We start from the raw sequence: 13,497 nt of genomic DNA on the forward strand, positions 1-13,497 counted from the left end.
ACCCCGCTCACGGACGGCTGTCCTCCCTGGTCCAGGCGCCGACGCCGAGCCGTCCCGTGGTACCCAGGTCGATCTCCGGGACGACCATCACCGGGGCCGCGTCGGGGGTGGCTCGGACCCGCACGTACGGGGCGTTCACCGGGCTGCCCGCCTCCACGGTGTTGCGCCACACCAGCGTGGAACGGGCGCCCTCTCCGGGGCGCAGCACGATCTCCTGCGGCGGGTCGTCCGCGCCGGTGCCGCCGGCGATCCCGGCGCCGCCGGACAGGAAGCGGACCCCGTCGACCGGCCGGTGCCCCACGTCGAGCAGTTGCAGCTTCGGGTAGCCGTTGACGGACACCGCGGACGTCCCGCAGTTGCGCAGGTGCAGGCCGACCGCGCGCAGGCCCATCGCGGCGTCGCCGTCATCCGCGTACAGCCGCAGGCCCGAGGCCGGGCAGGGGCCGCCCGGCCGCGAGGCCTCGGCGCTGGGCACACTGCGGACCTGGACGATCTTCACCAACGGTCCGGCGCCCGGCCGCGCCTGCCCGTGCCCGTCCAGCTCGATCCGACCCTTCGCGGTGGCCCCCGGAGCGAGCGAGGTGACGACCTGCGTCACGTTGTCCAGCGCACCCCCGGCCGCCGAGAGCCGGCTGAACACCGCTGTGACATCAGAGGTCTCGTCCTCCGGATTGGTGACCTCGTACTCGGCGCAGGCCGCACTGGCGGCCGTGATCCGCACCCCGCCCTGTGCGGGCCCGGGCGACGCCTGCGCATCGCGGGACGACGACGGCGACGGCGCCCCGCACGGCCCGGCACTGCCGGAGGCCGCCGGAATCCCCGTCGCCCCGTCTGCGCAGCCCACGAGCAGGGCCGCGCAGGCCGCGACCACCACAACCGCGGCAGCCGGCCGGCGGGCCGTCAGGTGATTCCCGGCGTTCTCGAACTGATGCATCAGCCGATGCGATCACGAACCACCCGGAACGACTATGAGCTGCGCCACTGCCCGCGCAACAGGACCGCAACGATCCGCCCGGCACCCGCCGAACCGAGCCCGGTCGGAGCTGCGGGCGCCCCTTCGCGCCGGCTGGCACCGTTGCCATCGGTGACCGGACCCCGCTGCCCGATGGTCCGAACCGGTCGCCTTCCGGCGCGGGGCGTGGTCTGCCGCGCGCGGTGGGGGATGTTCCGCGCCGGAGGCGACCAACAGAAAGGATTCTTCATGGTGGAGCACGTGTTCGCGCGCGTGGTACGGACGGTGACCGTCTCGGCCCTCGCCCTGGCGACGAGCGTCGGTGCGAGTGGTACGGCCGGCGCCGCCTCGCCGGAGGACCACCCCGTCGAGGTGAGCATCGGAGCCTCCGGTCTGCAAGCACCGGACACTGCGAAGGGCGGCCTGGTCAGTTTCCGGGTCAAGACGGACGACCCGAACGGCCGGCAGCTACAGCTGCTGCGTCCGCACGGGGGAGTGACCATCGACCAGGTCATCCGGGACCTCGCCGACGCGGTCAGCCCGTCGCCGGCCACCGCGAGCGCCGGGATCCGGGCGGTGAACGGTGAGGCGGACCTGCTGGGCGGGGCGCTGGTCACCTCGCAGGTGCACGAGCAGTTCACCGAGGAGGTCAGCCCCGGGCCGGTCTACCTGATGGACCTCACCGCGTTCCGGGCGGACCCGGCCCACCCGGTCTCCAGGCTGCTGAACCTGGTGGGCACGAACGGTCAGAACGACAACCAGGTCCGCTTCGACGACGGCATCGTGATCGAGAAGGACACGGCCGAGGGCCCGCGTTTCCAGACCGAGGACGTCGACCACGCGCACCTGGCCTACCTGGTGCACGACGGGTCCGAGCAGATCCACGAGATGCAGCTGCGGCCGATCGGTGCGGACACCACCGACGAGCAGATCGGGGAGTACCTGAGGGACGTCGCGCTGGGCGGCCTGCCGGCCCGGTCCCCGTTCACCGGGCCGGCCACCGGCCTCGGCGCCATGTCCGGCGACCGCACCGCCTCCGTGCAGGCCCACGGCCTGCAGCCCGGACGGTACGTCCTGCTCTGCATGATTCCCGACGAGCGGACGGGCGTCCCGAACGCCGGCCTGGGCATGCGCAAGATCGTCACCCTGAAGTGACCGGCCGGGCCCTGGCACGCCGGCGGCAGCGGGCTGCCAGGGCCGACCGCCCCGGTCGGCGCATCTTCGCGATGGCGGGCCGGGTCAGGCGCCGAGCACGTCGTCGGCGCTGCGGGGTTCCGTGCGCGGCTGCTGGTTGAGCTTGTGGCGCGCGATGGAGGACCGCCGGTAGACCTCCTTGCGGGCCCGCATGATGTTGCCCAGGGGCGCGTGCTCGGCGGTGACCCGCCAGGGCGTGAAGGACAGCGAGTCCATCCTCTCCAGGTTCTCGGGGCCGGAGATGTCCTGCTGCGGCAGCCGCAGCTTGGCCACGGTGACGGACGGCGAGAGCTGCTCGGGCCACTCCACGGTGGTGTCCTCCACCGGCATGCGCTCCAGGTCGGTGCAGAGCTGGACCTGGATGTCGAAGGCGTAGGGCCGCTCCTGGAGCTCGGCTTGCAGGGCCGGCCGGAAGATCTCCTCCCCCGAGGCCGGGTCGATGGTGCGCCGGACCACCGCCGCGGCGAAGGCCGGGTCGGGGGTGATGCGCACCTTGGCGATGTAGTCCCCGTGCCGGACCGCGCCCATCGTCCAGTAGCTGGACAGCAGCAGGTTCGCCGGAGGCGTCTTCGACAGGCGGAGGAAGGCCAGGAACTCGTCCCAGGCCCAGTCGTCCTGGTCCAGCGTTCCTTTTCCGGTCACGAACTCGGTGAAGAACCGATGTGCGCCGGGTCGGCCCTGGGAGAAGTACGCCGGCGCGTTCAGGAACAGTTCCTGGATGAACAGGTAGTGCTCGACCGTGTTGCAGAAGAAGACCGGCCCGTTGATGTTGGCGTAGTCGAACGTGCCCGTGTCCGGTTCGTCCTCCAGCAGGGTCGGGCCGGGGATGTCGAACATCTTCAGCGCCAGTCCGGTGGCGGCGCCCAGACGCGCGTCGGCTCCGGCGTGGGGCGAGCCGTTGGAGAAGCGGATCAGCGCGTCGTGGGTTCCCGCAGTCGCGTAGATTCCCTGGGCGTACTCGGGGGGCAGCCCGTCCAGGATCTCCACTTCCCCTCGGACCAGCCCGTAGCCCTTGGCGTGGGCGTCGCGCAGGGCCCGTCCGGTGCCACCGGCCTTGACCGACTCGGCGATGTAGCTCTCGGTCTTCTCGATCACGGTCTGCACGTCGCGGTCGAAGTGGGGGTCGTCGTCTTCGACGTCGGGCGTGTAGCGGACGAACTGTGCTGTCATGACTCCGACCTCTCCTCGGAGAGTGCGACCGGACCTCAGGGGGTGGGAATCGCCCTCAGCCCTCCAGCTCGGCGAGCCAGCGCAGGGCGCGCAGACCCGGCAGGAAGCAGTACTCGCCGCCGCGGGTGACCACGAAGCTGGGCAGGTTCCTCAGACGACGCCGGACCGGCTTCTCGGGGATGGTGACGCTGCCGGTTCCGCCGTGATGCCCGGCCACCGGGTCCTTCTCGCCGGGGTAGCCGATGAAGTTGCCGTCGTTGACCCACTCGGCCTTGATGAACTCGAACTGCCGTTCCAGATGGGCCCCCATGAACACTCCGACCAGGCCGCGGTCGGCGCCGTCGTCCTCCAGCACGCCCTCGGGCAGCGGCGGGCCGTAGGTCGTGCCGCGCCGGATGAGCCGGTGCATCCGCGCGTCGCCGATGATGGTGGAATCACGGGGGTTGGTGCGCCGGATGTGCGCACCGGCCGGGCACCGGAAGCCGCGGTCGTCGTTCTCCCGGTACAGGAAGTCGTTGACGCGGCGCGGATCGGCCGCCAGCTCCGGATCATCGTGCTCCGGCGCCAGCGTCAGCGGCGCCCCGCTCGGCCAGCGCCCGACCATCTTCGCCGCCAGCAGTGCCTCCTCCTCGGCGCTGGAGCTGTTCGCCCGCAGGTACCGGCGCCAGGCCGCCACGTTGGTGTGGATCTTGCGAACGGCCACGTAGGTCCCGTTGCGTCCCAGGACGTCGGGGCTGGGCACGGGCGGCAGGCTGCCGGTTTCGTCGGGGTAACCGAGGATGAACTCGCCGGCCTTGATCGGGACTTCCTGCGGGTTGGAGCCGGGCAGCCCGACGCCCTCGATGTTCGGATGGCTGATGCCGTCACGGAAGCCGAAGGTGGTACGCCCGGTCGGGAGCTGGTGGACCTCCTGCTGCCAGATCACCTGGACACCGGGTGTGTCCTCGTAGGCGACACGGGCCCGCTCCAGCTCCCTCTCCAGCTGCGCCGCGTCGGAGGAGAGGGCGCTCAACGCGATGTGGACCTCACCGGTTCCGAACGGTGCCTCCCAGTGGGCCGGTGCACTCTCGCCCACGTCGCCGATCAGCCCGGCCCGAGCGGCCATGCCCTCGCGGAACGCCCGCGGAAAGCTGTCCAGCGACTCCCGGGGCACCCCCAGGGCCCTCAGCCCCTGGTAGGTGAACGCCACGGTCACCCAGGCATCCCGGCTCGGGTCCACGCTGGGCAGACCACCCGAGGTCAACGGGAGCAGCCGGCGCAGCAGGGCGCGCCCGACGTGGCGGTCATCCACGCGCAGGAAGACGAACCTTCCCTCGTAGGGCACGGGCCGTGGACGCAGGGCCCCGCTCTGGACGTCGTCGATCTCGACGCGCACGCCCGCCGCGCTGCTGCCGTCCGCTGTGTTCATGGTCGCTTGTGCCTCTCCATACCTGTCTCCACACCTGTCTCTGCATCTGTCTCTGCCTGGACAGCCCGGCAACGGCCGACTCGCACCGGCCGAGTTGCTCCACCGATGGTGGGTGGGCTCCGACCGTCGGCCGTGCCCGGGTTCTATGCCGAGGCTTCCTCCAGCAGCTTCCGGAACGCCGGCGTGGCCACCAACTCCGCGTTGGCCGGGTTGTCCAGCGCCGCCCGGAACTGGGGGGTGTCCAGCACCTCCTGGAACGCGTCGTCCACGCGGTGGTCCTTGTAGATCTGCTGAATGGTGAGGTCGGGATAGGCGCTGACGAAGACCCCCGCGGGCTCCTGGTGGGCGACGAACCAGTCCTTCGCCCCCGGATCGGTGACGCCGGGGAACCCTTCGCTGTGCGAGAAGATCCTGTCGAAGCGGGACCCGACCACCGTCTGGGCGAAGTCGTCGATGTAGGTGTCCCAGGAGCCGTCGAAAACGCTGGCGAACATGAACCGGGTGTCGTTGTCGAAGATCACGTGCCGTGCGTCGTGCAAGGTGCCGATCTGGCGCACTGCCGCATGGACCTTCTCGTCGTCCGCCGAGTCGGCGAGCGTGGCCAGGTCCTCACGCAGCGCATCCGCGTGGCCCGGCTTGATCCTGGTGAAGACGGTGAACTCGCTGCAGACCCCATCCGACCTGCCCGGGCGTTCGGGGTGAGCCGATGGCGTTGCGCCTGTCGTCGCGGTCATCATGACGTCCTCCTGCCATGGTCGGTGCGAGGGTCGCCAACCGCCCGAACATGAGGCGCCATCGCCCTCACCTCTTCATCCTGACCCGAGCGCGACGGGGGCACCACCGGGCAACGAGCAGGCCGAGGCCCTCAGAGCTCCGAGAAGCTCACGAGGACAGCTTCGTCAGAGCGCAGGATCATGGAACATGGGCCTGCCGGGTTCGTCGTCACGCGCTCTGACTCCCGTCTGGAGGCAATCATGGGCAAAGTTCTCGGTGACGTCCTGGGTCTCGCAGCCGGCGTCGCGATCAGCCCACTGCCGATCATCGCCATCATCCTCATCCTCGCCACGCCTCGGGGACGCCTCAACGGAGTCCTCTTCGCCGTCGGCTGGATCCTGGGGCTCTCGGCGCTGGGCGCGGTGATGCTGGCGGTCGCTTCCCCCGCAGGCGCCTCTGCCCACGATCACCCGGCCACCTGGGTGGGAGTCCTCAAGCTCGTTCTGGGCCTGCTCCTCGTCCTCTTCGGCGCCCGGCAGTGGCACCGGCGCCCGAAGGATCCGTCGCAGGCCCAGCTGCCGAAGTGGATGAGCGCGATCGACCGCCTCACGCCGGTCAAGGTCCTCGCACTCGGACTGGCCCTGTCCGCGCTCAACGCCAAGAACGCCCCGCTGACCATCGCCGCGGGCGCCGCGATCGGCTCGGCCGGACTGCCGGTAGGGCAGCAGATCGCCTCACTGGCGGTCTTCGTCGTGATCGCCACCCTCGGCCTGTTGGCCCCCCTGGGAGTCTTCGTGCTCGGGGGAGAGCGAGCCCAGACCACGCTCGGTAACTGGAAGGACTGGGCAGCCCAGCACAACGTCGCCGTGATGGCGGTCCTGTTCTTCGTCCTCGGATTGAAACTGTTCGGAGACGGGATCTCCGTCCTCACCTCCTGACAGGCCGCTCCGTGAATCCCTTTCCTGGCGCGGAAGTCCGTGACCATGGAGGCGTCAGGTCGCGCCGATCGACAGGGCGCGGCACTGCCTAGTTTTCGCGCCGGGTCTCACGCCGGGTCTCGCGCTGGAGGTCGGCCACGTGGTGGAGGGCGGTCTTGAAGGCGGCGTACTCCCGCGCGCCCAGCGCCTTCGCGTGGCGCTCCTCGATCGAGCGCATGATGGCGGCGGCCGCCTCCATCTGGAGCAGGCCGCGTTCGGTGGGGTGGATCAGTTTGGCGCGGCGGTCCGCGGGGTCGGGTCTGCGTTCGACGTAACCCAGGCGTTCGAGGTCGTCGACGAGGGTCCCGATGACCTGCTTGTGCTGTCCGGAGGCGCGGGCGAGTTCGCTGGCGCGGATGCCGTCGGTACGCAGGTAGGCGAGCACGGCGCCGGCGCGGGGCTGGATGTCGTCGAAGCCCTGCTCGGCGAGCACGGTGAACAGCTCGCGCTGGACGGAGAAGAGCACCCGGGCGGCGAGCACGCCGAGGTCCGGTTCCGCCGCCTGGTGTCCGCTCAACGCCTCTCCCGCTTCCGCCGTCTCTGGGCCTGCCCCGCGTTCTGCCCTGTGACCAGCAACTTTAGTCGCCCGCCCGGTGGGCTCGGGCGACACCCCAGGCGTTCCGGCGCCCCGCCCTGACCAGTGCTTGCGCCCCGGGGGACAGGGGTATAGCGTCAAAGTAGTCACTAATCTTGACTATCAATATCAGTGACTACTAGTGGCCAATGGAGCCGTGGCTCAACCCGAAGGAGCGCACGATGAGCGAGCACAGCAAGTTCCTGGAGCCGGTAACCCGGGAGAACGCCGCCGTGGTCCTGGTCGACCACCAGGTGGGCCTGCTGTCCGGCGTCCGGGACATCCCGCTCGGCGAGCTGAAGCACAACGTGGTCGCGCTGGCGCGCGCGGCGACCGTGCTCGGCATCCCGCTGGTCGTCACCACCACCGCGGCCGACAGCATGTGGGGGCCGACCACTCCGGAACTGGTCCAGGCCCTGCCGGCCGGACAGCGGATCATCGACCGCAGCACGGTCAACGCCTGGCACGACGGCCGGGTCCGCGAGGCCATCGAGGCCACCGGGCGGCAGAAACTGATCTTCGCCGGAGTGTCCCTGGAGGTGTGCGCGGCGCTGCCCGCGATCGCCGCGACGGCCGCCGGGCACCACGCGTACGTCGCCGTGGACGCCTCCGGCACCTTCAGCCAGGCCAAGCGCGAGGCGGGACTGCTGCGCATGCAGCAGGCGGGCGTCACCGTCTCCGACTACGCCACCCTCATGGTCGAGGCCCTGGCCGACAACGCCGCCCCCGAGGCCGGCGACCTCTACGCCGCCCTCGACATGCCCTTCGCCGTCCTGGTCGGCCAGATCTCGGCGGCCGCCCGCCCCGCGTAACGGCCGGCGCACTCACCTGACCCGGCCGTCACCGACCCACCCCACGGGGGGATGCGCCTCGCCCGTCGCCCGTCGCCCGTGGCCCGTCGCCCGTCGCCTGTCAGTGCCAGCTGGCATGCTGCCGGACGGAAGAGGCCGGCAACGGGTGGCAAGGGCTGTGTGCGATGGGTTTTGAGGGCGGGGTCTGGCGTCTGGTGCGCCGGGAAGAGCCGGTGGGCGAGATCGTGGTCGAGGAGGCGGACTTCCCGTGGCTCCACGGGCGCTTCGTGCCGGGAACGGCGTTCCCCGCCGTCCAGCCGTTCTTCGCCCGTTCGCTCGCGCTGTCCGAGGCGGAGGACTGGGAGGCCTTCGACGACGCGTACGACGAGATCGCGAGCACCGTGTCGATGCTCTCGCCCTCGGGCCCGGTCGCCGAGTTCCTGCTGCACATCCAGGACGACAGGGCTTGGTTCCGGTGGAGTGACGAGCCGTTCGAGGACGCGGACGGGCAGGGCGGAGGGGAGGCGGGCAGTGCCGGACCGTCCGCCGCCTGACCGAAGTTCTCGCACGCGAGCCGCTGGGCCGGAGCATCGGCTTCGGTGAGCGTCTCGCCGAGGCGCTCCACCGCCTGGACCAGGAGCAGTTCGGAACGCTGCCGATCACCGGGGCGGTGTTGCCCGACGGCTCGCCGTTCCCTCAGTCGAGCGATCACTTCCTGTACGCGCGAGCTGCGGTCGTGGCTGCGGGCCCGCGACGTGTACGAGAGCGTGTTCCACGATCCCGAACGGTTCGCTCCGTTCACCGCGCGACAGTGCGAACCGCTGCTCTACGTGCACGAGGAGGCGTTCGAGCTTGTGACCGGGACGGAGTGGGACCGCCTCACCCGCTACGACTACGAGTCCTGTTCGAACGCGGACGGCTGGCCCGAGCTCCGCGGCTGAGCACCAACCGTCGCAGGGCACCGTTCACCGTAGAGCCGGTCTCCGGTCGCGGGCCGGTCCGCGTGGCGGCCGCACAGTGTTCAGCGGGATCGAGGAGCGGGCCCGGGCCCCGCTCGGTGGGCGAGCGGGGCCCGGTCCCCTGGCGGCTGCCGGTCCGGCAGGCAGGCAGGCAGCTCAGGCTTCGATGTTCTCCAGGTCCGCGAGCAGGCCCGGGTGCGTCGGCTTCCAGCGGAGGGCGGTGCGGGTGTGAGTGCTGGAGGCAGGCTGGTCGGCCGCGAAGATCGGGCCGAGGGGACCGAAGCTCTCCTGTGGCACCGGCTCGACGGGAAGGTCGAGCCGCCGTCCGATGACCGCGGCGATGTCGCGTACCGCGTCGCCTTCGTCGGCGACGGCGTGCCACGCGCTTCCGGCCGGGGCCTTCTCCAGGGCGAGCCGGAACAGGACGGCGGCGTCGAGCGCGTGGACGGCGGGCCAGCGCTGCGCGCCGTCTCCGGGGTAGCTGGCGACGCCGGTGCCGCGGGCGATGTTGGTGAGCAGCCCGGCGAACCCGCCCTGGCCCCGGTTGTGGACCGTGCGCGGCAGTCGTACCGCCGAGCTGCGTACGCCTCGTGAGGCGAGTGCGAGTGTGCGGTTCACCGACAGGCTGCGTCCGCTGACAGGTCCGTCCAGCGGCAGCGGGTCTTCCTCGGTCGAGGCGCGTCCCACCACGAGGGGCGTGCCGGACGCGGTGACGAGCGGCCTGTTCGTGCCGACGAGGGTGTCGCCGAGGGCCGCGAGTGCGGCGCTCTCCTCGGCGATCCCTCGCGCGAGCGCGTCGGGCGAGCTGAAGTCGTTGCTGAAGGCGAGGTGGATGACGCCGTCCGCCTGTTCCGCGCCGGTCCGCAGCACGTCGAGGTCGGCGAGCCCGCCACGGAGCACATCGGCGCCGGCGGCTTTCGCGGTGGCCGCGGAGGCGTCGGATCGGGCGAGGGCGGTGACCAGGTGGCCTGCGGTGAGCAGTTCGGCGACGACGGCGGAGCCGATCAGGCCTGTGCCGCCGGTGATGAAGACGCGCATGGTGAGCTCCGAGGAGTGATGCGACTGTTGTCCCATCACTGTACGACGCGATGCGACACTTGTCCCGTCACCTAGACTGGCACTATGCCGCGATGGAAACCCGATGCCCGACAACGCCTGGTCGTGGCTGCGCTCGGCCTGTTCGCCGAGCAGGGCTACGACGAAACGACCGTCGCTCAGATCACCGAGCGGGCGGGGCTCACGCGGAGCACCTTCTTCCGCCACTTCACCGACAAGCGCGAGATCCTCACCATGGGACAGACGGCGCTCAGCCGCCTGCTGGCCGAGGGCATCGACGGCGCCCCTGCGGACGCGACGCCGATGACGGCCGTCGCGGCCGGACTCGAACGCGCATCGGGTGAGATGACGTCGTTCAACCGCGAGCTCAGCCCGCTGCTGCACGCGGCGATCGAGGCGAACGCGGAGTTGCAGGCGCGCAACGTGCTGAAGTGCATCGGCATGGCCACGGCGATGGTCGACGCGCTGAAGCGACGGAACGTCGCGGAACCCACGGCGCAGGTGGCCGCCGAACTCGGCGTCCTCGCGTTCAGGCTCGGCTACGCCCGGTGGGCCGACCCCAGCCGCGACGAGGACCCCGGCGAGCTGGCGCCCCACACGCGAGCCGCGTTCGACCAACTCCGCGCGGCAGCCGCTGAGCTCCGCTGAGCTCCGCTGAGCTCCGCTGAGCTCCGCATCAGCCGCCACGAGGAGTCCTGCCGCCGGTTGCCGCCGCGTAGAGTGGACACAGAGAGTGCTGGATCACGGCTTCCCTTTTCGGAGGGTCATCGGTGAGACGCACGGATGCCTCCGGTGAGGCGGTGCCGGTCCGGCCGTTCCTGGACTTGGTCGACGGCGGCGCGAGTCGCGCCCGGCCGATCTGATCTGCGCGTCGGCGCCTCGTCTCGGGAGAGGCGATCCTGCTCGCGGCGGTTGCGGCGCGCGGGAGGAGACCTTCGCCATGAAACTGACCGCCGAGCGGCTGCGGACCTCCGTCCGCAGTGCCGCTCCGACCTCCACGCATCCGCCGCCGGTGTCCGCCGCCGACGTCGGCCTGCTGGTACTCCGGCTCGCCGGCCTGCTGCTGGCCGGCCACGGTGCCCAGAAACTCTTCGGACTGTTCGGTGGCGCCGGCCTGAGCGCGACCGGCAAGGGCTTCGAGGCCCTGGGCTACCGGCCCGGTGTGCTCTTCGCCGCGCTGGGCGGCGCCTCGGAGCTGGGTGGCGGCCTGGGCCTCGCCCTCGGGCTGTTCACCCCGCTGGCCGCCGCCGCCGTGATCGGGGTGATGATCAACGCGATGTCCGTCAGCTCGGGCGGCGGCCTGTGGGCCGACAAGGGCGGCATGGAGTACCCGCTGTGCCTGGCGCTGATCGCGATCGCGGTCTCCGCCATCGGACCCGGACGCCTGGCGCTGGACCGTTCGTTCCGGTGGGGCCAGGGCGGGTGGTGGAGTGCGGCCGTCGCCCTGGGGATGGGCGGCATCGGCGCGGCCATCGTGCTGTCCCTGCAAGGGGTGACCCTCTAGCGCCACCAGCAACCAGGCGCACCCCTCACCCAGGACGTGCTCGGCATCGACCTGGACGGCGACCTGGTCGGCACCGTCGAAGCAGGGTGTGGCCGCCGGGCGGCAGAACCGCGTCCAACTCGCTGAGCCCGGCACGCGGGCGCGCTCATCCGGCGTGGTCGTAGTCCGGCAGGATCACGCCGTTGTGGGCGGCGCGTCCCTCGGCGCCCGCCGGGTTGGTGGGGTTGCGCAGGGTCGCGTTGCGGGTGTCGAGCAGGTCCTGGGTGCCGGGGACGAGGGTGGTGCCGCCGGAGGCGGCCAGCGCCTGGTTCCGCTCCACGAAGGGGCGTGCCTTGCGCTCGTAGGCCGCGAAGGCGGCCGCGTGGTCGGTGTGGCCGGCCAGTTCTCCGGCCAGGAGGTAGGCGCCGACGAGCGAGACGCTGGAGCCCTGGCCGGACAGGAACGAGGTCGCGTGGGCCGCGTCACCGGCGAGGGCGACGCGGCCGCGGGACCAGGTGGGCATGTGGATCTGGCTGACGACGTCGAAGAACAGGTCGTCGGCCTCGCGCATCGCGTTCACCAGGCGCGGGATGTGCCAGCCGCGCTCGGGGAAGGCGGCGGCGACGAGTTCGCGCTGCGCCTGCGGGTCCCGGAAGGCGTTGACGGGGGCGTCCTCCCGCTTGAGGACGAGGAACCCGTGTACGCGGTCGGCGGGTTCGTGGGCGTAGAGGACGGCCGCCCGGCCTGGCGTGTTCCAGACGATCCCTTCGTGGGCGAGGCCCAGGTCGTTCGCGAGGGTGAAACCGGCGAAGACGTGGCCGAGGTAGCGGTGGAACGCGTCCTCGGGGCCGAAGACCAGCCCGCGGGTGTTGGAGTGCAGCCCGTCCGTACCGATCACCAGGTCGAAGGTGCGGTGGGCGCCGCTGTCGAAGGTGACGTCGACGCGGTCCGCCCGGTCGTCCAGGGTGGCGATGGAGTCGCCGAAGAGGAATTCGACCCGGTGGCGGAGCGGAGCGTAGAGGGCGCTCGCCAGGTCGCCGCGCCGTACTTCCAGGTCCAGGCCTGCGGCGCCTCCGTTGACGGTTTCGGGGGCGACGGAGCCGATGGGCGCCCCGTCGGCGTCCACGAACGAGAGCTTGCGCGTGTCCACGTGGGCCTCGCGCAGTTGCGGGAGCAGCCCCATGCGGTCGACGACCTCGCGGGCGGCGCCGCGGATGTCGATGGCGTACCCGCCGCCCCGTACGGCTGACGCGCGCTCGACGACGGTGACGTCGAAGCCGTAGCGGTCGAGCCAGTAGGCGAGGGCCGGGCCGGCGATGCTCGCGCCCGAGATGAGGACCTTGCGGTTCGCGGAGTGGTTGTTCACGGTGTGCTCTCCTCCTGGCTGTCGCATCCTGGCGGTCACACCGAAGATGCGTACCTTAGGTATCTTTATGGACGGCACGGCGCACCCGCGGAGAGCGGGCGCAACCCCAGGATATAGATACCTAAGTTAGGTATTCAAGTGGAGGTGGTGGTCCGATGACCGCGGACTCGCGGGACAACCCCGGCGCGGACGAGCAGGCGGCAGCCGTCTGGGCGGCCCTGCCCCGGCTGGCCCAGCTGAGCAACGCCATGACCCGCGGCCGCCTGGCCGAACGGGCGGCCGAGGCGGCGGGACTCGCCCTGGACCGCCCCGCACTGAGCGCGCTCATGACCCTGCACATGGCGGACCGGCCGCTGCGCATCGGGGAGATCGCCGAACGGATGCAGGTGGTCGGCCCGCACGTCACGCGACAGGTCCAGGCGCTGGAGCGGCGCGGCCTCGTCCATCGCGTCGGCGACCCGCACGACCGGCGTGCCAGCCTCATCGAGGCGACCGCTGAAGGGACGAGGGCCGCGAACGCCTACGCGACGTCCATGATCGGCTGGTTCACGGACGCGACGGCGCACTGGTCGGACCAGGACCGCGGGGACCTGGGCCGATTGCTCGCGAGGCTGGCCGACGACGTCATCGCCCGCTTGGCCCTCCTCGACGACGACGACAGGCCATCGCCCGCCACCTGACCGCACACGGCCGCAGCCGCGCCGTTGACCGTCGATCACCACCCGGCCGGTCCGCGGCGGCGCGCCCCGCCGTTGCGCCCCGCCGTTGTGCCGCCTCCTATCGGGCGGCGGCCTCGTGGTGAATCATGGAGGCGGCCGAACGGAGCGAGGGCCTCGGGGCGGACGGCATCAGG

The 13,497-nt window shown here is 71.3% G+C and carries 15 protein-coding genes; 8 read left to right on the plus strand and 7 right to left on the minus strand.

Features of this window, described 5'->3' with window-relative positions; genetic code table 11:
• Positions 1 to 7: 7 nt before the first annotated feature.
• Positions 8 to 934, minus strand: coding sequence for a DUF4232 domain-containing protein (locus tag AB0P03_RS32390; RefSeq protein WP_363632191.1), 927 nt, complete (start codon positions 932 to 934; stop codon positions 8 to 10).
• Between the two features lie 267 nt (positions 935 to 1,201).
• Here AB0P03_RS32390 and AB0P03_RS32395 point away from each other — a divergent pair, with 267 nt between their 5' ends.
• Positions 1,202 to 2,107: a hypothetical protein gene (locus AB0P03_RS32395; RefSeq protein WP_363586646.1), complete on the plus strand. Its 906-nt coding sequence runs from the start codon at positions 1,202 to 1,204 to the stop codon at positions 2,105 to 2,107.
• 84 nt (positions 2,108 to 2,191) lie between these two features.
• On the opposite strand, the gene AB0P03_RS32400 is transcribed toward AB0P03_RS32395, so the two are convergent.
• From AB0P03_RS32400 to AB0P03_RS32410, 3 genes are all read right to left on the minus strand, one after another.
• Complete coding sequence (locus AB0P03_RS32400; RefSeq protein ID WP_363632192.1) at positions 2,192 to 3,316, minus strand: catalase family protein; 1,125 nt, start codon at positions 3,314 to 3,316, stop codon at positions 2,192 to 2,194.
• Positions 3,317 to 3,371: 55 nt separating this feature from the next.
• Positions 3,372 to 4,724, minus strand: coding sequence for a Dyp-type peroxidase (locus AB0P03_RS32405; RefSeq protein ID WP_363632193.1), 1,353 nt, complete (start codon positions 4,722 to 4,724; stop codon positions 3,372 to 3,374).
• Between the two features lie 143 nt (positions 4,725 to 4,867).
• The gene (locus AB0P03_RS32410) at positions 4,868 to 5,461 is read right to left on the minus strand and encodes a hypothetical protein (RefSeq protein ID WP_363632194.1); all 594 of its coding nucleotides are present in this window, start codon (positions 5,459 to 5,461) and stop codon (positions 4,868 to 4,870) included.
• Positions 5,462 to 5,698: 237 nt separating this feature from the next.
• Between AB0P03_RS32410 and AB0P03_RS32415 the strand changes: the two genes are divergently transcribed.
• On the plus strand, positions 5,699 to 6,376 hold the full coding sequence (locus tag AB0P03_RS32415) for a GAP family protein (protein ID WP_363620737.1): 678 nt from the start codon (positions 5,699 to 5,701) through the stop codon (positions 6,374 to 6,376).
• 88 nt (positions 6,377 to 6,464) lie between these two features.
• Here the strand turns inward: AB0P03_RS32415 and AB0P03_RS32420 are convergent, their stop codons facing one another.
• Positions 6,465 to 6,932, minus strand: a complete 468-nt coding sequence (locus tag AB0P03_RS32420; protein ID WP_363586641.1) for a MarR family transcriptional regulator — start codon at positions 6,930 to 6,932, stop codon at positions 6,465 to 6,467.
• A gap of 239 nt (positions 6,933 to 7,171) precedes the next feature.
• Here AB0P03_RS32420 and AB0P03_RS32425 point away from each other — a divergent pair, with 239 nt between their 5' ends.
• The 3 genes from AB0P03_RS32425 (at position 7,172) to AB0P03_RS32435 (ending at position 8,721) form a co-directional block, all read left to right on the plus strand.
• Entirely contained in the window at positions 7,172 to 7,801 is a 630-nt protein-coding gene (locus tag AB0P03_RS32425) for an isochorismatase family protein (RefSeq protein WP_363620733.1), read from the plus strand.
• A 164-nt stretch (positions 7,802 to 7,965) separates the two neighbouring features.
• Entirely contained in the window at positions 7,966 to 8,334 is a 369-nt protein-coding gene (locus tag AB0P03_RS32430; RefSeq protein ID WP_363632195.1) for a hypothetical protein, read from the plus strand.
• Positions 8,335 to 8,535: 201 nt separating this feature from the next.
• Positions 8,536 to 8,721 (plus strand): hypothetical protein, encoded by a 186-nt coding sequence (locus AB0P03_RS32435; RefSeq protein ID WP_363632197.1) that lies wholly within the window; start codon positions 8,536 to 8,538, stop codon positions 8,719 to 8,721.
• A gap of 174 nt (positions 8,722 to 8,895) precedes the next feature.
• On the opposite strand, the gene AB0P03_RS32440 is transcribed toward AB0P03_RS32435, so the two are convergent.
• Positions 8,896 to 9,777 carry an SDR family oxidoreductase gene (locus tag AB0P03_RS32440; RefSeq protein WP_363632199.1) on the minus strand — a complete coding sequence of 294 codons (882 nt, stop codon included), beginning with the start codon at positions 9,775 to 9,777 and terminating at the stop codon, positions 8,896 to 8,898.
• Between the two features lie 84 nt (positions 9,778 to 9,861).
• Between AB0P03_RS32440 and AB0P03_RS32445 the strand changes: the two genes are divergently transcribed.
• Both AB0P03_RS32445 and AB0P03_RS32450 read left to right on the plus strand, forming a co-directional pair.
• A complete protein-coding gene (locus AB0P03_RS32445; RefSeq protein ID WP_363586637.1) occupies positions 9,862 to 10,443 on the plus strand; it encodes a helix-turn-helix domain-containing protein in 582 nt (193 codons plus the stop codon).
• 292 nt (positions 10,444 to 10,735) lie between these two features.
• Positions 10,736 to 11,299 carry a DoxX family protein gene (locus AB0P03_RS32450; protein WP_363632200.1) on the plus strand — a complete coding sequence of 188 codons (564 nt, stop codon included), beginning with the start codon at positions 10,736 to 10,738 and terminating at the stop codon, positions 11,297 to 11,299.
• A gap of 145 nt (positions 11,300 to 11,444) precedes the next feature.
• Here the strand turns inward: AB0P03_RS32450 and AB0P03_RS32455 are convergent, their stop codons facing one another.
• Positions 11,445 to 12,644 carry an FAD-dependent monooxygenase gene (locus AB0P03_RS32455; protein WP_363632202.1) on the minus strand — a complete coding sequence of 400 codons (1,200 nt, stop codon included), beginning with the start codon at positions 12,642 to 12,644 and terminating at the stop codon, positions 11,445 to 11,447.
• Positions 12,645 to 12,799: 155 nt separating this feature from the next.
• Here AB0P03_RS32455 and AB0P03_RS32460 point away from each other — a divergent pair, with 155 nt between their 5' ends.
• Entirely contained in the window at positions 12,800 to 13,324 is a 525-nt protein-coding gene (locus AB0P03_RS32460; RefSeq protein WP_363586635.1) for a MarR family transcriptional regulator, read from the plus strand.
• Positions 13,325 to 13,497: the final 173 nt, after the last annotated feature.

This window comes from Kitasatospora sp. NPDC088779 (assembly GCF_040685395.1).
Taxonomy (GTDB): domain Bacteria; phylum Actinomycetota; class Actinomycetes; order Streptomycetales; family Streptomycetaceae; genus Kitasatospora.